17 protein-coding genes are annotated in these 19,531 nt (G+C 39.4%); 4 read left to right on the plus strand and 13 right to left on the minus strand.

The features are described 5' to 3' along the window. The first annotated feature begins 13 nt into the window (after positions 1 to 13). Entirely contained in the window at positions 14 to 1,318 is a 1,305-nt protein-coding gene (locus JKG61_RS07410) for a DEAD/DEAH box helicase (RefSeq protein ID WP_202102325.1), read from the plus strand. Here JKG61_RS07410 and coaD read toward each other — a convergent pair. Genes coaD through JKG61_RS07425 form a run of 3 tightly spaced genes read right to left on the minus strand, consistent with a single transcriptional unit; the run spans position 1,308 to position 3,159 of the window. Further along, positions 1,308 to 1,781: a pantetheine-phosphate adenylyltransferase gene (gene coaD, locus JKG61_RS07415; RefSeq protein ID WP_021070110.1), complete on the minus strand. Its 474-nt coding sequence runs from the start codon at positions 1,779 to 1,781 to the stop codon at positions 1,308 to 1,310. The genes JKG61_RS07410 and coaD overlap by 11 nt on opposite strands. A 44-nt stretch (positions 1,782 to 1,825) precedes the next feature. Beyond that, on the minus strand, positions 1,826 to 2,374 hold the full coding sequence (locus JKG61_RS07420) for an RsmD family RNA methyltransferase (RefSeq protein ID WP_202102326.1): 549 nt from the start codon (positions 2,372 to 2,374) through the stop codon (positions 1,826 to 1,828). Continuing rightward, entirely contained in the window at positions 2,365 to 3,159 is a 795-nt protein-coding gene (locus JKG61_RS07425; RefSeq protein WP_202102327.1) for a DUF3822 family protein, read from the minus strand. Before JKG61_RS07425 ends, JKG61_RS07420 begins: the two co-directional genes overlap by 10 nt. A 93-nt stretch (positions 3,160 to 3,252) precedes the next feature. Between JKG61_RS07425 and JKG61_RS07430 the strand changes: the two genes are divergently transcribed. The 3 genes from JKG61_RS07430 to JKG61_RS07440 all read left to right on the plus strand — a co-directional run bounded on the left by JKG61_RS07430 (position 3,253) and on the right by JKG61_RS07440 (position 7,802). Beyond that, positions 3,253 to 4,671 (plus strand): ATP-dependent DNA helicase, encoded by a 1,419-nt coding sequence (locus JKG61_RS07430; protein WP_021070107.1) that lies wholly within the window; start codon positions 3,253 to 3,255, stop codon positions 4,669 to 4,671. Positions 4,672 to 4,758: 87 nt separating this feature from the next. Beyond that, entirely contained in the window at positions 4,759 to 7,245 is a 2,487-nt protein-coding gene (locus JKG61_RS07435; RefSeq protein ID WP_202102328.1) for a S9 family peptidase, read from the plus strand. Between the two features lie 8 nt (positions 7,246 to 7,253). Then, a complete protein-coding gene (locus JKG61_RS07440; protein WP_202102329.1) occupies positions 7,254 to 7,802 on the plus strand; it encodes a hypothetical protein in 549 nt (182 codons plus the stop codon). A 34-nt stretch (positions 7,803 to 7,836) separates the two neighbouring features. Here the strand turns inward: JKG61_RS07440 and JKG61_RS07445 are convergent, their stop codons facing one another. The 10 genes from JKG61_RS07445 to JKG61_RS07490 form a co-directional block, all read right to left on the minus strand. Continuing rightward, entirely contained in the window at positions 7,837 to 8,616 is a 780-nt protein-coding gene (locus tag JKG61_RS07445) for a hypothetical protein (RefSeq protein WP_202102330.1), read from the minus strand. Positions 8,617 to 8,636: 20 nt separating this feature from the next. Next, positions 8,637 to 9,659 (minus strand): Holliday junction branch migration DNA helicase RuvB, encoded by a 1,023-nt coding sequence (gene ruvB / locus JKG61_RS07450; RefSeq protein ID WP_202102331.1) that lies wholly within the window; start codon positions 9,657 to 9,659, stop codon positions 8,637 to 8,639. Beyond that, positions 9,659 to 10,384 carry a polyprenol monophosphomannose synthase gene (locus tag JKG61_RS07455; RefSeq protein ID WP_202102332.1) on the minus strand — a complete coding sequence of 242 codons (726 nt, stop codon included), beginning with the start codon at positions 10,382 to 10,384 and terminating at the stop codon, positions 9,659 to 9,661. The genes ruvB and JKG61_RS07455 overlap by 1 nt, the downstream gene beginning before the upstream one ends. Before the next feature lie 63 nt (positions 10,385 to 10,447). Beyond that, positions 10,448 to 11,980 (minus strand): peptide MFS transporter, encoded by a 1,533-nt coding sequence (locus JKG61_RS07460; protein ID WP_202102333.1) that lies wholly within the window; start codon positions 11,978 to 11,980, stop codon positions 10,448 to 10,450. 55 nt (positions 11,981 to 12,035) lie between these two features. Beyond that, positions 12,036 to 13,823, minus strand: coding sequence for a peptide MFS transporter (locus JKG61_RS07465; RefSeq protein ID WP_202102334.1), 1,788 nt, complete (start codon positions 13,821 to 13,823; stop codon positions 12,036 to 12,038). Positions 13,824 to 13,952: 129 nt separating this feature from the next. Further along, positions 13,953 to 15,515 (minus strand): peptide MFS transporter, encoded by a 1,563-nt coding sequence (locus JKG61_RS07470; protein WP_202102335.1) that lies wholly within the window; start codon positions 15,513 to 15,515, stop codon positions 13,953 to 13,955. Positions 15,516 to 15,614: 99 nt separating this feature from the next. Continuing rightward, positions 15,615 to 16,415 carry a hypothetical protein gene (locus JKG61_RS07475; RefSeq protein WP_202102336.1) on the minus strand — a complete coding sequence of 267 codons (801 nt, stop codon included), beginning with the start codon at positions 16,413 to 16,415 and terminating at the stop codon, positions 15,615 to 15,617. Between the two features lie 79 nt (positions 16,416 to 16,494). After that, complete coding sequence (locus JKG61_RS07480) at positions 16,495 to 17,373, minus strand: sugar phosphate isomerase/epimerase family protein (protein ID WP_202102337.1); 879 nt, start codon at positions 17,371 to 17,373, stop codon at positions 16,495 to 16,497. An 89-nt stretch (positions 17,374 to 17,462) separates the two neighbouring features. After that, positions 17,463 to 18,197, minus strand: a complete 735-nt coding sequence (locus tag JKG61_RS07485) for a (Fe-S)-binding protein (RefSeq protein WP_202102338.1) — start codon at positions 18,195 to 18,197, stop codon at positions 17,463 to 17,465. Next, the gene (locus JKG61_RS07490) at positions 18,190 to 19,512 is read right to left on the minus strand and encodes an MFS transporter (protein ID WP_202102339.1); all 1,323 of its coding nucleotides are present in this window, start codon (positions 19,510 to 19,512) and stop codon (positions 18,190 to 18,192) included. Before JKG61_RS07490 ends, JKG61_RS07485 begins: the two co-directional genes overlap by 8 nt. Positions 19,513 to 19,531 lie beyond the last annotated feature (19 nt).

Consider the following 19,531-nt stretch of genomic DNA (forward strand, 5'->3'; position numbering starts at 1 on the left):
GTATCTTTGCGCTATGGAATTATCAGCACTGTTAAAAAGGCTACAGATCGAAGATCTTAATAATATGCAGAAACAGACCTTGTCGCAATTCACTCCAGCACAAGATCTTCTATTATTATCCCCCACCGGTTCGGGTAAGACACTAGCTTTTAGTCTCTTAATAGAGCAGTTAATTATAAACAAAAAAAATGAAGTACAAGTCCTTATAGTCGTTCCTACACGCGAACTGGCTTTACAAATAGAATTTGTTATCAAAACAGTCATAAAAGGTCATAAAACAGTATGTTGCTATGGAGGGCACGACACGAAGACAGAGAGAAATGCATTGAAAGAGGCTCCTGGTATCTTAATAGGTACTCCTGGACGCATCATATACCACCTGGATCACAAACATTTTTCAACAGACAGCATCCACACCCTAGTATTGGATGAGTTTGACAAATCGCTAGAACTGGGTTTTCTAGATCAACTGGAAAGAATCATCTCCGAATGTACTGCTATTCAGCGTAAAATATTGACATCCGCTACCGATCTAGATGATTTCCCCTCTGTTCTCAAATTGAACAACCCCATAAAATTAGACTTCTTAGCAGACATAGAAAACAAACCTGCTATACATTTCAAAAAGACAGTATGTCCGCCACAATACAAATTACAAACACTATTCAACCTAATATGCAGCTTAGAGAACCAAAAGATACTAATATTCTGTAACCACCGAGATGCAGTCGACCATATCAGTGAGCTATTAGAAGACAGAGGTCTCATCCACGATATGTTTCACGGTGGGCTAGAACAACGAGATCGGGAATTGGCAATACTTAAATTCAGGAATAACAGCAACAGGATACTCATTACTACCGACCTGGCAGCAAGAGGATTGGACATTCCTCAGATTGACACAATCATACATTATCAGCTGCCCAACAAAGAAGACGCATTTATACATCGAAACGGACGAACAGCACGCATGAACAATGCTGGAGAAGTTGTCATTATGTTAAAACCTGAAGATCATTTCGCCTACCTTCCAGACGACACCGAAGAGATCATCTTAGAAGACAGGTATCCGCTTCCGGACAATACCCCTTATGCAACCGTATACATCCCTTATGGCAAAAAAGATAAGGTAAATAAAATAGATATCGTTGGATATATGCTACAAATGGAAGGATTGGAAAAGACAGATATAGGTCTGATTGAAGTAAAAGACAAAGAGTCTTATATTGCCATAAAAAGACATTTGCTGACAACCATCATTAAGAATACTGAAAACGGTAAGATCAAAGGCAAGAAAATAAAGTTCTTCAGGACCTAGCCTTTAAAAACGCCAGCACCGCAGGAGGGACCAACTTATTGACAGATCCTCCATTTCCGAGAATATCACGAACAATCGTTGAAGAGATATGAGCCGTACCACTACGGCTTATCAGGAAATAAGTTTCTATACCCGGAGCCAGTATAAGGTTGTTTTGCGCTATCGTATCTTCATATTCAAAATCCTTCGTATTCCGCAATCCCCTCAGGATAAAGTTGGCTCCTACTTTCTGACAATAATCAACTGTCAATCCGGTAAAGAGATCCACAACCACTCTCGAGTCCCCTCTATACAGCTCTTCGATAGCCAACTTTCGCTCCTCGTAGGTCATAAGCCCCTTCTTAGAAGCATTGACCCCTACAGCAATATAAACTTTATCAAACAGCGTTAAAGAGCGATCCACTAAATCCTGATGTGCATAAGTAAAGGGATCAAATGAACCTGGGAAAACTGCTACTTTCATATCGAAACAAAATCAATAATACTTAATTATTCCAAACTATCAGCCTAAGGTTGCAAATCAGGCTGCTTATAAAAACTAAAAGAGGAATTTCCATATTTCCTAGTCTCAACATGTAAAGCATGTTGTCCTAATTTGCGCATAGTGGGATGTTCCACAACCAAAACTCCTCCCGGATTTAAAAGACCGTTGGACAGGATCAACTCTGGCAACTGGGGCAGCACACCGATATCATATGGCGGATCCGCAAAAACAAAATCAAACGAATCGCCACAACTCTGTACAAACTTAACCACATCTGCTTTACGCGTACGTATAGCTTCAAGATTGTGCTTACTCGCTATATCACGCACATACAGTAGACACTTGTTATGAATATCGACAGATAGCACCTCTTTTACTCCTCTAGAAGCTAATTCAAACGAAATATTTCCAGTACCGCAAAATAAATCTAGACAGCTAAGCCCATCCCAATCGACATATTGCTGCAATATACTAAACAAAGCCTCTTTAGCAATATCCGTGGTTGGACGCACCGGCAAATTAGTTGGAGGATTAAGCCTAATTCCTCCCAATGTTCCCCCAATTATACGCATGACACACTATCCGCTAAAACATTCAATGCTTCCAGTGCTCGTTCCACATCACCATCCGCTACGGACCACTTGTCTTTCGCTTGAATCATATCGACCCATTCTGCATATCTATTCAAACGGGCAAACCATTCAGACTCCCTAGATGCTCCACTCAATAAGATCTTCGATATTTTCCCCTTAATAGAAAAATTGTTAAACACATTCAGTACAAAGTAGCTAAGATCATCCGCAGTAGCCACTTCAAATGTATTATACAATCGCATCTCCCCATTTATGAACAAGAACAAATCAGCCTGATCATCATAAATATGAACACCGAGAACCTCACCCTGAATAGGGATATAGCTTTGAACCTGATTGATAACAACCTCAAAACACGGAGTAAAACCAGCCTCTGGAAATATCTTTTTCCAACGATTGAGCAAAGAACGTTCGTATTGATACAAAGCAGTGATTCCCAAAACAGAAATATTACTTGTCATAATATGCTCAACTTGACTATCCATAAAATAATCCACATACAAATTCTTTTCTGTTTCATGGTATACATCCGAAGGTACCCATATCAGCCCTTGGTGTGGAAGATTTACAGATACATTCTTAAATGGCAGGCTCAACATCTTCGTTGCCTCCGCAGAAGGACTTAGGTTATCATAAGCCATATAGACCAACACCTGCCTATCTTCATCCAGCACTACCAAGTGGTCAGTTTGAAAATCACTCTGAATAAGGAGTGAATAATTTGACACGTAGTGTAGATAAAAATCGGCTGCTATATAATGCATGTGTATAAATTTTTAAGATAGAGGTAAATCGTCCAATCAAACAAAATTAGCTTTTACAATTGAAATGCCAAACCTTTTTAGATAACTTTGGACGTGTTCATCAACAATTTACTTTTACAACAATTCAGCTGGCCCCCTACCGATCAACAAAAGGAAGTCTTTGGACTGTTGTCGGAATTTCTGCACACTTTTTCAGAAGCCTCCTGCTTTATTCTTAAAGGATATGCCGGTACAGGTAAAACCACAATAATAAGTACATTAGTCAAAAGTCTTCCAGCTATACGAAAAAAAACAGTATTATTGGCCCCCACTGGACGGGCAGCCAAGGTGATGGGATCTTATTCAGGCAGGAATGCATTGACGATACATAAAAAAATCTACAGAAAACGCAGTGTCACTTCCCTTCAGATGGATTTCGAACTCGCCGAAAACCTCCATGAAAACACCCTATTTATAGTAGACGAAGCTTCCATGATCACCACCGAGGGATTTAATATGTTCTCCAGCGGGCTACTCAGCGACTTGATAACCTATGTACAATCCGGCAAAAACTGTTGTTTAATGCTCGTAGGCGACAGTGCCCAATTGCCTCCTGTTGGACTAGACAACAGCCCTGCTTTAAATCCAGATTTTATACAATCCGAATTTGGATTTCACATTTACCTATATGAATTGACAGATGTTGTCCGTCAGGACAAAGCATCAGGTATATTGTTTAATGCTACAAAAATCAGGAATGAGATTCGCCTCGATGAAGAATCTCCCCAATACACATTTCCTCAATTCGTCACCAAATCATTTAATGATATTTTCAGAATGAATGGCGACAGGCTTATCGAAGGACTACATTATGCTTATGACAAATTCGATATTGAAAATTGCATGGTCATCTGCCGATCCAACAAATCAGCCAATCTCTACAACAAACATATCCGCAATCAAATTTTATTCAGAGAGGAAGAGATAACAGGTTCTGACCGCATCATGGTCGTCAAAAACAACTACTACTGGTTGCAACAGCATGACGAAACACATACTGGCTTTATAGCTAATGGAGACATGGCAGTCATCAGAAAAGTAGGCAATATCCATGAGATGCACGGTTTTCGTTTTGCCGATCTCTATCTTGAATTTACAGATAATAATGAAGGCGATGCCATACGCTGCCGTGTCAACCTAGACAGCTTGCACGTTGATGCCCCTTCCCTACCTTATGAACAACAGCAACAGCTCTACGAATCTATAGCTCGAGACTATGAAGATATCCCACAAAAAAAGGACAGAATGGAGGCTATAAAAAAAGACCCCTATTACAATGCTTTACAAATCAAATTTGCTTACGCCATCACCTGCCATAAAGCACAGGGCGGCCAATGGCCCCTCGTATTTGTAGATCAAGGCTATATGACCGATGAAATGCTAAACACCGAGTTTCTGAGATGGCTTTACACCGGTATTACCCGGGCTACAAAAGAATTATTCTTGGTAAACTTCAATGAGAAGTTCTTCTAGCTATCAAAAATATTACAGGTTTCCATCGTTTCTCCCCAAATAAAAGGATATTTTAGCCTTCCTAAATTATTAACATTCTCATTTGGCATGAAGTATTATTTATTAGGTCTATTAGCCTTATGTGTCACCTTAGGACACACTCAAGAAGCAGAGAAGCCAATTCGACCAAACTATCAGCAAGCGGCTAAGTTTGCCCCCCACAAGTTAAGAAGTTTAATTTTTTCAACCGAAGTAACACCAAACTGGATTAATTATGGGGATAAATTTTGGTATGAATATACCACCCCATCGGGGAAAAACTGGTACCTGGTTGACCCGAGCGCACGAAAAAAAACCAATCTATTTGACAATGCTGAAATGGCAGCAAAAGTCACCTCGATAGTCCGTAATCCATTCGATGCTCAGCACCTTTCTCTACAGAATATCCGTTTTATGGACAATGAGAATCTAATCCGTTTTGAAGTACAAAGCACCAAAGATACCGTAAAGAGTAAGGAGGAAATCCAAAAACAAACCAACAAAAGAGATACTATCAAACGTAAAACTTTTCACTTTGAATATAACATTGTATCCAAACAGCTCAAAGAAATAAGCGATACTACCAAAGAAAAAGCCAAGCCAAGCTGGGCCAGCTTTAATCCAGACACTACCCGTGTGTATTTTGCAAAAAATTACAACCTCTATTGGATGGATTATGATAATTACCTGAAAGCATCCAAAGATGAAAAGGACTCTACTATCGTCGAACATCAAATTACAACCGATGGTGTACCTTATTATGCCTGGGGCGGTGATCAATACAGCACCACCACGACCGACAAAAAGTCAAAGGAAGAAGAATTAAAAAAACGTAAAGCGGTATGGCTCAACTGGTCTCCGAACGGAAAGCACTTTGCCATTTCCAGAAAAGACAACCGTGAGATATCCGATCTATGGGTGATTAACAATGTCGGTGGCAAACGTCCTACCTTAGAGACCTACAAGTACTTGATGCCTGGCGAAAAGGACTCTACAGAAGCGGAGTTATATCTATTTAACACCGACACACACCAAGCCAAACAAATCAGTATAGCAGCTTTTAAAAATCAAACCTTGAGCCTATGGGGACAAGAAAGAACAAAAGCCAGTTATAAAGGCAAACATTACATCAACTACTGGCTTGGCAATGACCAAGAGTTTTACATGGCACGCTCGAGTCGCGACCTAAAAAAAATAGATGTTATCGCAGTAAATATCGATGGAAGCACCCGCGTACTTGTCGAAGAACGCGCCAATGTATATTTAGATATCAAAGCGCCGAAACTTGTCAACAATGGTAAACAATTCATACACTGGTCTCAACGCGATGGATGGGGACATTTTTATCTGTACGATATACAAGGTAAGCTGATCCATCAGATCACAAAAGGAGACTTCCACTGTGATGAACTAACAGCGTACCAAGAATCTACCGGAAACCTGTTTTTTAAAGCCAATGGTAGAGAAAAAGGAATAGATCCTTATTACACATTCTACTATTCGATCAACAAGAATGGAGGTGCCGCAAAATTATTAACACCTGGAGATTTCGATCATCAGGTAGCTGTCAGCGAAAGTGGCAACTATATCATTGACAACTTCTCACGCGTCAATACACAGCCGGCCACGAATCTTTACAGCTCTTCAGGTCAGCTAATCATGAAATTGGAAGAAGCAGACCTATCCCAATTATTTGCAACAGGGTACAAATTCCCCGAACCTTTTAAAGTCAAAGCAGGAGATGGTATTACCGACCTATATGGTGTGATGTACAAACCATTCGACTTCGATTCGACAAAAACATATCCAATTATTGAGTATGTGTATCCTGGTCCTCAAACAGAAGCCGTAAATAAGAGCTTCGGCAGGGGGATGGATCGAATTGACCGTTTAGCGCAAATGGGATTCATCGTTATTTCCGTAGGAAATCGGGGCGGACACCCTTCCCGTTCAAAATGGTACCATACTTACGGTTATGGAAATTTGAGGGATTACGGTTTAGAAGACAAGAAAGTGGTAGCCGAACAACTAGCCAATAAGTATCCCTATATAGACATCAACCGTGTCGGTATAACAGGACACTCCGGAGGTGGATTTATGTCCACTGCAGCTATGCTCGTATATCCTGATTTCTTTAAGGTAGCCGTATCTGGAGCTGGTAACCACGAAAACAACATCTATAACAGATGGTGGTCCGAACGTCATCACGGTGTTAAAGAAGAAGTATCAGCAAAAGGAGACACCTCATTCAACTACCAAATTGAGAAAAACACCGAATTGGCTAAAAATTTAAAAGGCAAACTATTAATCGTCACCGGAGACATTGACAACAATGTACACCCTGCCAACTCCATACGTATGGTAGATGCTCTTATCAAAGCAAATAAAAGATTTGATTTTGTATTATTACCGGGACAACGCCACGCCTTTGGTGATATGACAGAATATTTCTTCTGGAAAATGGCAGATTACTTCAGCGAACATTTACTGGGTTCCTCCAACATGAACGAGGTAGATATGACGGAGATAAATAAAGACCGTCCCTTGAGACGTTAATAGAAACAATGGACAACCAACGGTTCCAGACTATTTCAGAAGCACTGTACCAATACGGTGCTTCTGATCTTAATAAGGATATCTTAAAACATATATCTATTGATGAATTGATCTGCGTAAGCACATCAACAGAAAACCAACGCGCTGCGTTTCGTGCAGCATGGGCATTAGAACACATCCTGCTCTCCTCTGTCGATCTACTCCATCGATACCAGAAACAGATTACAACCTTATACATCACTACGAAGAATTGGAGTGTCTTAAGAAGCATCTCAAAACTCCTCATGGAGCTACACAACGCTTCAAAAAAAGGATTAGACCTTCCAGATGAAGATAACGAAGAAAAACTCCTCGAAAAGACCTTTGAACTATTAGCAGATACCAACTGCCCCATTGCCGTACGTTGTAACGCATACGACATACTCCTGGCATTCGTTGTCAAACACCCCTGGCTTGCACATGAATTACGGATTCAGATCCAATTTGACTTAGAGAAAAAAAATACCCCCGCTTTATCAAGCAGAGGTTTAAGAATCTTAAAGAAGCTGAAAGATTAAAGACAACATGATCGTCTAAAGAGGCTATCCTATACTAAAACGAATACCTAGCTCCTAGCGAATACATCGTATACATATCATTTTTCGTACCTATTCTTACAAGATTAGCATCACGGGGCATATAACCGTCCAGCAAATCATTATTAGCAAAGTTAAACTGTCCATTAACAAGTATGCTCCAATAGTTACCTGATTTGGAGTAGCGTCTATTCACAGGTACGGCAAAACCAATGTTAACAGTAGGAAGCGTTACCGAATTTATTTTCTTTTTAAACACCGGATTACGCGTACCATCATCGGTCTCTATCGGGCCATAATTACCGGGCGGCACTTGAGGTTGCGTAGGATTTTTACGAAAGACAGAATCATAATTATTCATAATCCCCAGTACACCTACTCCAACATAAAAGGACTTTCCCAAAATATCCAAGGTAGACTGTCCTGATTTTGCTGCCGAAGAAAAAAATTCAAAAGGATGAAATGTTAACATCAGCCCACCACCCATATAATTATTCTTTACGTAACGATTACTAGTGGATAAAATATTGTCTTCCATAGCCTCCAGCACGCCAAACTGTCCCTCTACCCCAACATATAACCCACGTTTTATCTGATAATCTCCTTTTACAAAGACCGCTTTACCTATTGTTCCTGCCTTTTCAATATCACCATATAGATGTGTCAATCCTACGCCAGCTGCAACGTGATATCTCTTAAGTTCATTTTGAACACCGAAAGGAGTTGGGCAACCTTCTTGGGCCCAGACAACAAATACTCCTAAAACGAGACTAATGGTAAATATTGTTCTCAGCATATAATTTTCTTAATTAAACCCTAAAATAAAGTATTTCCTTTATTAAAATGAATTTTCCCCAAATGTTTATAAGCACTTTCCGTACATTCCCGTCCACGTGATGTACGCATGATATATCCTTCTTGGATCAAAAAAGGTTCGTAGACTTCTTCAATAGTCCCCTCATCCTCTCCTACCGCTGTTGCAATAGTTTTCAGACCGACTGGTCCACCTTTAAATTTATCAATGATTGTCGACAATATACGATTGTCCATTTCATCCAAACCATGCTCGTCCACATTCAAAGCATTCAGCGCATACTGAGCTATGGCTTTGTCTATGCTTCCATTTCCCTTTATCTGGGCAAAATCCCGTGTTCTTCGCAACAGCGCATTAGCTATCCTTGGAGTACCCCTGCTTCTTCTAGCTATTTCATAAGCACCTTCTTCACTGATAGCGGCCTGTAGTATACTCGCGGAACGCTGCACGATCGTTGTCAGCAACTTGGCATCATAATACTGCAAACGAGAGTTGATACCAAATCGAGCCCTTAATGGGGCTGTGAGCAGACCAGATCTGGTCGTCGCTCCAACCAACGTAAACGGATTTAAAGAAATCTGTACAGACCTCGCATTAGGCCCCGTCTCTAACATGATATCTATCTTGAAATCCTCCATAGCCGAATACAAATACTCCTCCACAACAGGTGACAAACGGTGTATCTCATCAATAAATAAAATATCACCTTCGTCCAGATTGGTCAATAACCCGGCTAGATCGCCAGGTTTATCCAACACCGGGCCAGAAGTAATTTTGATTCCGACCCCCATTTCATTGGCTATAATATGAGAAAGCGTAGTTTTCCCTAATCCCGGAGGCCCATGTAGCAATACATGATCCAGTGCTTCCCCCCTCAGTTTCGCAGCTTGAACAAAGATTGATAGATTTTCTAGAATTTTGGCTTGCCCAGTAAAATCCTCAAATGCTTGCGGACGCAAGACCCGCTCCATCTCCTTATCGGTAGGGTTCATTCTTTCAGGATTCGGATCTAGATTCTCATTCATTACTTATAGGGTTTAAAAAGACTTTCCAACTTTAGCTGTATAACGCCAAAAAATGCTTCTCTAAAAATTTTGGTACTCATTTTGGACACACCAAGAGTTCGATCTGTAAATATAATAGGCACCTCCACAACATTAAAACCGTACTGAATGGCTTTAAATTTCATCTCGATCTGGAAGGCATAGCCTACAAATTTTATTTTATCTAAATCCAACTTTTCAAGTACTTTACGATTAAAACAAACAAAGCCCGCCGTAGCATCCTGTATATTGATACGTGTAATCAACCGGACATACACCGATGCAAAGTACGACATCAATACCCTACTCATCGGCCAGTTAACCACATTGACACCCCGAACATAACGTGAACCTATGACCATATCTGCTCCAGATAACGCTGCTGCCCGTAAGCGAATCAGATCTTCCGGATTATGGCTAAAGTCAGCATCCATCTCGAAGATATAAGTGTAACTACGTACCAGAGACCATTTAAACCCATGTATATAGGCAGTTCCCAAACCCAACTTACCCCTCCGTTCTTCAATAAAAAGTCGCATAGGAAACTCTTCCATCAAGTTCTTTACGACATCCGCTGTGCCGTCCGGAGAACCATCATCAACTACTAAAACATCAAAATCTACCTCAAGAGAGAGCACCTTTCTAATGATATTCTCAATATTTTCAATCTCGTTGTACGTTGGAATTATTACAATACTGTCAGCCACTATATGATAAAAGTATAAAAGGCAAAAATAATAAATTTAAAGGCAAAGTGCGATTCTCTAATGTTAATTGACGCCATGCATCAGCTTCTTGATATAAGGCGACAATACGATCAATATAGCTCCTGCGATCAACGAGTACAATCCTAACTGTTTATATCCTTCCGTATAAGTAACCAGCTTATCCATTAAGGAATCTCCTTCTCGTGCTTCAGCCATGTTTGCACCGATCAATCCCGCCACATATTGCCCGTATGCACTGGCCAAAAACCACATCCCCATCATAATACCCTGTAATCTTGCAGGAGATAATTTGGTCATAATAGATAGTCCTATTGGTGACAGACACAACTCTCCTACGGTAATAACCAATAAGGCTACCGTAAAGATATCCAATGAAGTCATTCCATCAATAGCAAAGAAACGGGTAGCATACAACACATAGAAGCCCAATCCCAAGAATACAAAACCTAACCCAAATTTAATAATCGTATTGGGTTCCAATTTACGCTTGGACAACCATATCCACATCAGTCCAAATAAAGGAGCCAATAAGATAATAAAAAATGCACCTCCCGAATTATTCACCCCATTCGGGTCCAAGTGGAACGCGCCTCCCAATACCGAATCATTCAAATTCTTTGCAGCAAAAATACTTAACGAACCACCACTCTGCTCATAGATACCCCAAAAGACAATAGAGAACAAAATGAAAACAAGCGCAGCGATCAATTTATGTCGTTCTACCTTCTCTACCTTCGTCATTTCATAAAAAAGATAAAGCAATGTCAGCGGGCCGATGGTATACATGAAATAATCCGTATACTCCGTCTTAGAGACCATAACCTGAATCAATGGAACCAAAAGTAGGGTACCGATATAAACTGTATATTCTGCCCATTTGGGCAGTGCTGACGTTTTCACTATCGCATCCGGATGTCCTGGTTGTAAACCTATAGGACCCAAGTGTCTTTTTGTAAAATGAAAATTAATCAAGCTCATCAACATCCCTATCGCGGCAAGACCAAATGCTACATTCCAACGGTGCGCTTCATCAATAACCGAACTTAACATATACCCTTTACCGATTGCCACACAGATATAGCCACCTAAAAAAGCACCTAAATTAATACCGGCATAGAAAAGAGAAAAACCAGCATCCCTTCGGCTATCTCCATCCTTATAGAGCTCACCCACCATTGTAGAAATATTAGGTTTGAAAAAACCTGTTCCGATAATGATAAATGCTAAACCAAAAAAGAAAAACTGATGGGTGTCGATAGCCAGTAGCACACTACCAACAATCATCAACAATCCCCCCCAAAACAAAGATTTCCTAAATCCTAAAATTTTGTCCGCAAACAATCCACCAATAAAGGTAAATGCATATACGAATGCCTGTGTAGCACCATACTGTAAATTTGCTTCTTTCTCCCCAAAGTTCAATTGGGTAATCATGAAGAAAACCAACATTCCTCGCATACCATAGAAGCAAAAACGCTCCCACATTTCAGAAAAAAACAAACTCCATATCTGCTTTGGATATTTACCTTCAAAACTCTGAACATCCTCCAATGATTTCTGTGTCTCTATTGACATAACTAATATATAACTAATCGTAAAAATGCCTTCCGATGTGGAAGGCATTTACTTTTTATTTCACTCCGTGCATTAATTTTTTCAAGACGGGATGTAGCAACATCACAAGTATTCCTGCCACGATAGGTACAATAGTAAATATCAAAAAGAAGGTACTCAACGAGTAAGCTTCTGTAATATTTTCTATCTGTCCTCCCAATAACGCGGCCAACTTATTTCCGATAGCAATCGCTAGATACCACATACCAAACATAAACGCAATCATACGAGCCGGTACCAGTTTAGACACGTAAGACAAGCCTACCGGCGATAAACACAGCTCGCCCAAGGTATGAAATAGGTATGCTAATACCAACCAAAGCATCGATACTTTTACACCATCTTGGATACCATAAGAACCATAGGCCAATAATCCGAATCCAATTGCCATAATGATTAAGCCTAATCCATATTTAATAGCGGCCGGCGGATTGAATTTTGAATCCCATATTTTTGATACAGAAGAAGCAAATGTGATAATGAAAAATGAATTCATGATAGAAAACCATGAAGGTTCGATTTCCGACGCCTCTTTGGTGTATTCATTGTACAACATCCATCCCGCGACTCCCCATACAACCAAAAATGTTATTGCTAATACAATATTGGTCGAAGGCGCTTTGTTCCAAGTCCTTTTCGTCAACAATATTAAAACATACGATATTAAGATTAATGGAACAACAGTTAATAACGTATTAAAAGTATTAAAAGCCGTTAATGAAGTTCCTTCTAATGCCCGGTCTACATTATCTCTCGCAAAAATCACTAATGAAGAAGCTCCTTGTTCAAAACTCATCCAGAAGAAAATCGTAAAAAAGGCAAAAATGATTACAGCTATCATTCTGTCTCTTACTACTTTTTCATAACGAACAAGCCGAGATATAATCAACCCTATGAACACCAAAAGGCCTGCTATCGTTAGCACATACATTCCTCTCAGTGTATCCAATCCCAGCACAGACAAATCAACGGATGGTAATAAATCTATTTTTCCAATAACATGGAGTGGTGCATCAAAAGCAAATAATAGACCTATAACAGTCGTTATTCCTATTAAAATATAATCTAATGTTGAAAAAGGATTTCTTTTACTATCGACATCATCAGCTACATTTTGCACTTTATCTTCCTTAGTCGGAACATCCCCAATTTTACCAAAAAGAGGTTTAGCCAACCAAAACTGTAAGGTTCCCAAGCCCATAAATACAGCGGCTAATCCAAATCCATAATGCCATCCTAAATTGCTCGCTAAATAACCACATAGCATCATTCCAAAAAAGGCCCCCGCGTTGACCCCCATGTAGAAGATAGTATAAGCACCATCTTTTTTCTGTGGGAATTTTTTATACATCTCCGAAAGAATAGACGTCATATTAGGCTTGAAAAAACCTGTCCCCACGACTAATAAGGTAAGTCCCAGATATAAAGGAATCGTACCATCAAAAAACATGGCCACATGCCCCAAAGTCATAACGATAGAACCTATCACTACTGCCCAACGATACCCAATAAATCTATCCGCTATTATCCCTCCGAAAATAGGAGTTATATAAAGCAACATCGCATAAGTAGAATATAATGCGCCCGCATTCTCTGCTGACCATCCTAAACCAGGATTGCCTCCTGTAATAGCTGCCGTAAGAAACAACACCAGCAAAACACGCATTCCATAAAAGGAAAAACGCTCCCACATTTCTGTAAAAAACAAAACAAACAAACCCGATGGGTGTCCTAAGACCAAACTACCATCTATCCCCTGCTTCTCTAATTCTTCCGAAAAAGAAGCCTCCGAAACTTGACTCATACGTTATATACTTATCGATTTACTATAAAAACTACCAAAAATACGATTTCACCCCTAATAGTAGGTAACTAAAACGCAAAAGGTTCAGAAAATGTATTCACTGAACCTTTTGCAACTCATCCCAAATCTTTAGTTTATTCCATGCATCTTCCTTTTCAGCATTGGATTTAACAATAACAAAACTAATGCTACAACGATCGGCAAAGCTGCTATAATTAGAAAAAATACAGACATCGAATACTCTTGCGATATCTTATCGATCATACCTCCCATAGATGCTCCGATTTTGTTGGCAATAGCCGAAGCAAGAAACCAAAATCCAAAAATCAATCCTAACAGTTTTTTAGGGGACAGCTTACTAACATACGACAACCCCACAGGAGATAAGCACAACTCACCCATTGTATGAAAAAAATATGCCAAAACCAACCAAATCATACTTACCGCAGCTGTCTCCGCTCCTTTGGGTATAGAACTACTACCGTACGCTAAAGCTATAAAACCAACACCAACCAAGAGTAGCCCCATTGCAAATTTAACTGGACCAGATGGATTCCATACTTTTTCCCATAATTTACTGAATAAAGAAGCAAAAGTAACAATAAAGAAAGCATTCAAAATCTGAAACCACGCCACCGTAACCTCTGTTTCTACGGCTGTAAACTCTCTATAGACTTTCCATATGCCTAATGCAGCAATGGAAACAAACGAAAGCAAAGTAAAAATAATCGTTAATGGATACTTATCAAAAATCTTTGCAGACAGTTTAAACAAAACAAAAGTGACTGCAGCAATAGGTATGATTGTTAATAGTGCATCTAACCATTTAAAAGTAACCGCTTGAGTTCCTTCTAATATACGTTGTGTATAGTTTTTAGCGAAAATAGTCATGGATCCGCCAGCTTGTTCAAACGCTAAAAAGAAAAAGATACTGGCAATCATTAATACAGCTACGACAAACAAACGATCACGGACTACATTTTTTGGTACTTCTTCTTCCTCGACCACCTTATTGTCTTTCTTTGGTTGTTCACCTATCACACCGAATATTTTTTGTGCAACAAAAAACTGCAACATACCGAAGAACATAAATATTCCTGCTAACCCGAAACCATAATGCCAACCTATTTTTTCACCTAAGTAACCGCACAATAGAGATCCTAAGAATGCACCTGCATTGATTCCCATATAGAAAATAGTGTACCCTGCGTCTTTCTTAGTACTAGTATTCGGATAAAGTTGACCAACCATAGATGAAATATTTGGTTTGAACATGCCGTTACCCAATATCATAAGACCTAAACCCAAGAAGAAAAAGTTCTTTTCAAATCCCTCTAGTGCCATAGACGCGTGACCCAATGTCATTAACAACGCACCAATGAGAATAGCTTTTCTTTGTCCGGTCAGTTTATCTGCAATATACCCACCGATGATTGGAGTAGCATACACCAACATGGTATACCAGCCGTATAAGCTCATCGCGCTCTCGTTTGTCCATCCCCATCCACCTTTAGCAATTTCCGTTATCAAAAATGTCGTCAGCAAAGCACGCATACCGTAGTAGCTGAAGCGTTCCCACATTTCTGTAAAGAATAAGACAAATAATCCAGCGGGATGCCCCATAACCATTTTACCACCTACTCCCCTATCAGCTAGGTGTTTTACCAATACCTCATCTTTCTGTTCAATCATAATCTTAGATCAATATCAATATTTTAGTTATAATAAATAACAAAGAAAACATAATTTCTTAATAAAGCGTCATAACCCAATAAAATAGTTACATTTCTCTTATAGACCGCTCTTAAGTTTTTTATTATTTTTTTTGGGATCTATATACCTACCATCGTCTTCCAATGAAGAGTTTTCTATCAAGATATCTTCTTCGAAAACAAGCTTCCCATTCTTTAAACGGTAAGCATCATGCGTTAGATCAGGCCCATGGTACTTAAAGTTCTCTTTTAAACTTGGGTCTGCAGGCACAATATGATCAAACTCGACACGAGTTTCTTTCGCATTGTACTTCAGGTACATTGCTGCCTCTCTAGTAAAAGAAAATATTTTTCGAGCTACTTGAGGATTATCCGAAAACACCTTCGCTCCAAAAGAAACATGACCATCAGGAGCAATGTTCAAGATGTCAATCACCTTCTTCATATAATCCGTATGGTGTCCCTTCCATCCTAATAAAATATATTGATTTTTGGCCAAAGGCCGTATATCGTAGTATTGCGCACCATACCAACTTTTGTTGGACACAATATCCTCTTCAGGAGAGTTAATCTCAAAAGTCTTGTCAAGTAAAGGGGTCAACTTGATTGTACCTGATTTATGCTGGATAGTTCCGTAATATAAATAAGAACCATCTTGCAGCGGAATATTCCAACTTATGATCCGGAATGATTTATCCGGAGCATCTAGAATGGAAACCATTTTTAATTTTTCAAAAGCAAAGTAGAAAGAATTTGGTTCCTTAAGAGCAGAAACCAAAGTCTTTACAAAAGTAAAATTACTTTCTATACGTATTGTTTCCTCCGATTCTCCAAACATCTTGGCACCAAGATTCAACAAGCTATCTTGCCATACATTCATTCTAAGATTATTTTGTCCATAAGCATATGAGCATATAATCAACAGCGTAAATGATAAAAAGTAATTTCGTAACATTAGCCTATTGAAAACGCTCCAATAATGCTTTTGTAGCGATAATACCATCTATTTCACTCAAATCGCTTCCTTCATACTCAATACCTACATAGCCCCTATAACCTGCCTTTTTCACGATATTCATCATTTTAGCATAATCGATTACAGCTTCATTACCATTGGCATCAAACACATTAGATTTAGCGCTTACCCCCTTAGCATAAGGCATTAAATCAATCACACCTTGGTAACGGTCATATTCGTAGAAGTTGCCAAAATCAGGTAACGATCCACAATTTTTCTTACCTACGGTTTTTAATACATCTGCCAACCAATCACCTAGCGATGAGGTTCCACCATGATTCTCCACCACGACATTGATTTTTGCTTTTTTACCATATTCAGCCAACGTAGATAAACTTTCAACCATCCGACCTTTCATTTCCTCTTTGGAACCTTTACCAGCGGCATTGACACGGATTGATTTACATCCTAAAAAATGCGCTGCATCAATCCACTTATAATGATTCTCGACCGCTTGCTTACGCTTAGTTTCGTCAGCACCTGCCAATTCTCCTTCACCATCTACCATAATCAACACATTAGTCACTCCGTTACTTTTAGCTCTATCTTTAAGGTCTTTCAAATAGGTCATATCTTGTGCCTTATCCTTAAAGAACTGATTTACATATTCGACACCATATATACCAAATTTCTTAGCTGCAAATTCAGGAAAATCTATATTCTTCAATTCGCCTTTTCTCAACGTACGATGCAAAGACCACTCCGCTAGTGAAATTTCAAACCATTTCTTTTTGCCTGCAAAAAGGTCTAGATTCGGTGCAATGGTTAACCCAGCTGTAGCGAGGCCCAAAGTCTTGATAAAATCTCTTCTTGAATTCATTTTTAGTTTGTTTAGATTTATGTGTTGTTATTTGATTTTAATCGATCACTAATTTGATGCAACCCTTCGGGATAGAATATCCGCATAATTTATATATTGGCCCATCCCGAGGTCAATACATCAACCAAGTGTAACGTTTTGATCGGAATATGATGTTTGTCAATGTACGCTTGAAGCTGTAATAGACAAGAAGCGTCTGTTGAAATAATATAATCCGCATTCACAGCTTGCGCATTTTTCACTTTCCGTTCCGCCATTGCTACAGATATACCTTCAAACTTGACAGCGAAAGTACCACCAAAACCACAACATGTCTCGCCATCTTTCGTTTCTAACAATTCCAATCCCCCCACCTGAGCCAGCAATTTTCTAGGTTCCTCTCTGATTCCACACTCCCGCAGTGCAGCACATGAATCATGGTACACCGCTGTGCCAACTAATTCAGCACCAAAATAATCCCTTTTTATTACATTAACCAAAAAATCCGAAATTTCATGTACATGACGCTGAATATTTCTACAGCGGTTATGCTCTATAGAATTTGTAAAAAGGTCATTGTAGCCGCCTTTTAACATACCTACACAAGAGGCCGAGGGCGACACTATATAGTTCTCCTCCGAGAAATTATTAAGAAAACTAGTCCCTACTTCTTTGGCTTCGTCCCAAAACCCAGCATTATATGCAGGTTGTCCACAACAGGTCTGCTCACTATTGTATACAACTTCACACCCCGCACGTTCCAACAACCGTATCGTATTAAACGCCGTATCAGGATATAGCTGATCTATAAAACAAGGAACAAATAACTCTACTTTCTTATCCATTGGACACCTGTTTTAAATATGTATTGTATCTCAGCGCTCTGATCAACAGTAAAAAACCCAAGATAAAGAAAATCGACAATGATAACGCAGAATATCTAATATTATGAGTGACCTGCTCTATAAATCCGAAAAGAAATAAACCGACCACAATGGCTAATTTCTCCGTTATATCATAAAAGCTAAAAAATGAAGTTGTGTCCTCCATTTCTTGAGGCAAAAGTTTCGAATAAGTAGACCGAGAAAGGGATTGGATTCCCCCCATTAATAACCCCACCATAAATGCTAAACCATAAAATTGAAGCTCACTGTTCAAGTAATAAGCAGAGACACAAATACCTGCCCACAGTAGCGTGACTAGCATCAAAACTTTAATATTCCCAAAAAGCTTAGCTAAATAAGACATCACATAAGCGCCTATAATAGCAACCAGCTGAATTAAAATAATAGTAATAATGAGTGATTCCTGCTCGAGATCGAGCTCTTTCTGTCCAAACATCGTCGCTACAACCATAATGGTCTGTACGCCCACAGAATTAAAAAAATAAGCCGGCAAAAACCGCTTTATTCCTTTATTAAGTCGTATCTGCTCCCAAACACTTAAAAATTCAGTTCTCACCCTTTCAAAAATTCTTTTTCCCGAAGCATGATCCGAGGGTTGATTATTGGGCAATACGCGAAAAGGGATCATCGAAAATCCCAGCCACCAAATACCGACCAACAAGAAAGACAGACGAGCCGGGAAAGATCCATCCTCTATTCCAAACCATTCTGGTTTCAATACAAAAACAAAGCAGATAACCTGAATAGTGACACAGCCTACATAACCGTAAGCAAATCCCTTTGCACTTACCGCATCCTGCTGATCCGGTGTCGCAATCACCGGTAGGTAAGAATTATTGACAGCTACACCTCCGATATAACCCATAGCGGCTAGTGTAAAACACACGATGCCCCACTCCAAAGTATCCAGCTTGAAAAAGAAAAGTCCCATACAGGCGAAGGCTCCGATATACGTAAAGGCCTTCATCACCTGCATCTTTCGACCATTAGCATCCGCATGTGCAGAGAGAAACGGCAAAGCTAAAACCATAACAAGATAGGCAAAGGCCAGGGCATAATTGGAGAGCACCGTATTGATGACTTCAAATCCAAAAAACTGAACCCAATCGTCACCCACGGATTTTGAAGTCGTAATAGCGATATAGTATATCGGAAATATGGTGGAAGTAATAACAAGATTATAAGCTGAATTGGCCCAATCAAACATGGCCCAAGAACGAATCATCTTCTTGTCATTCTTTATAAGATCTTGCATATTAAAAATTGACTAGCGA

Source organism: Sphingobacterium faecale, from assembly GCF_016746095.1.
Classification (GTDB): domain Bacteria; phylum Bacteroidota; class Bacteroidia; order Sphingobacteriales; family Sphingobacteriaceae; genus Sphingobacterium; species Sphingobacterium faecale.

Coding starts and splice junctions, on each gene's coding strand:
- JKG61_RS07410 (WP_202102325.1), top strand. CDS start 14: ATGGAATTATCAGCACTGTTAAAAAGGCTACAGATCGAAGATCTTAAT.
- coaD (WP_021070110.1), bottom strand. CDS start 1,781: ATGAAAGTAGCAGTTTTCCCAGGTTCATTTGATCCCTTTACTTATGCA.
- JKG61_RS07420 (WP_202102326.1), bottom strand. CDS start 2,374: ATGCGTATAATTGGGGGAACATTGGGAGGAATTAGGCTTAATCCTCCA.
- JKG61_RS07425 (WP_202102327.1), bottom strand. CDS start 3,159: ATGCATTATATAGCAGCCGATTTTTATCTACACTACGTGTCAAATTAT.
- JKG61_RS07435 (WP_202102328.1), top strand. CDS start 4,759: ATGAAGTATTATTTATTAGGTCTATTAGCCTTATGTGTCACCTTAGGA.
- JKG61_RS07440 (WP_202102329.1), top strand. CDS start 7,254: ATGGACAACCAACGGTTCCAGACTATTTCAGAAGCACTGTACCAATAC.
- JKG61_RS07445 (WP_202102330.1), bottom strand. CDS start 8,616: ATGCTGAGAACAATATTTACCATTAGTCTCGTTTTAGGAGTATTTGTT.
- ruvB (WP_202102331.1), bottom strand. CDS start 9,659: ATGAATGAGAATCTAGATCCGAATCCTGAAAGAATGAACCCTACCGAT.
- JKG61_RS07460 (WP_202102333.1), bottom strand. CDS start 11,980: ATGTCAATAGAGACACAGAAATCATTGGAGGATGTTCAGAGTTTTGAA.
- JKG61_RS07465 (WP_202102334.1), bottom strand. CDS start 13,823: ATGAGTCAAGTTTCGGAGGCTTCTTTTTCGGAAGAATTAGAGAAGCAG.
- JKG61_RS07470 (WP_202102335.1), bottom strand. CDS start 15,515: ATGATTGAACAGAAAGATGAGGTATTGGTAAAACACCTAGCTGATAGG.
- JKG61_RS07475 (WP_202102336.1), bottom strand. CDS start 16,415: ATGAATGTATGGCAAGATAGCTTGTTGAATCTTGGTGCCAAGATGTTT.
- JKG61_RS07480 (WP_202102337.1), bottom strand. CDS start 17,373: ATGAATTCAAGAAGAGATTTTATCAAGACTTTGGGCCTCGCTACAGCT.
- JKG61_RS07485 (WP_202102338.1), bottom strand. CDS start 18,197: ATGGATAAGAAAGTAGAGTTATTTGTTCCTTGTTTTATAGATCAGCTA.
- JKG61_RS07490 (WP_202102339.1), bottom strand. CDS start 19,512: ATGCAAGATCTTATAAAGAATGACAAGAAGATGATTCGTTCTTGGGCC.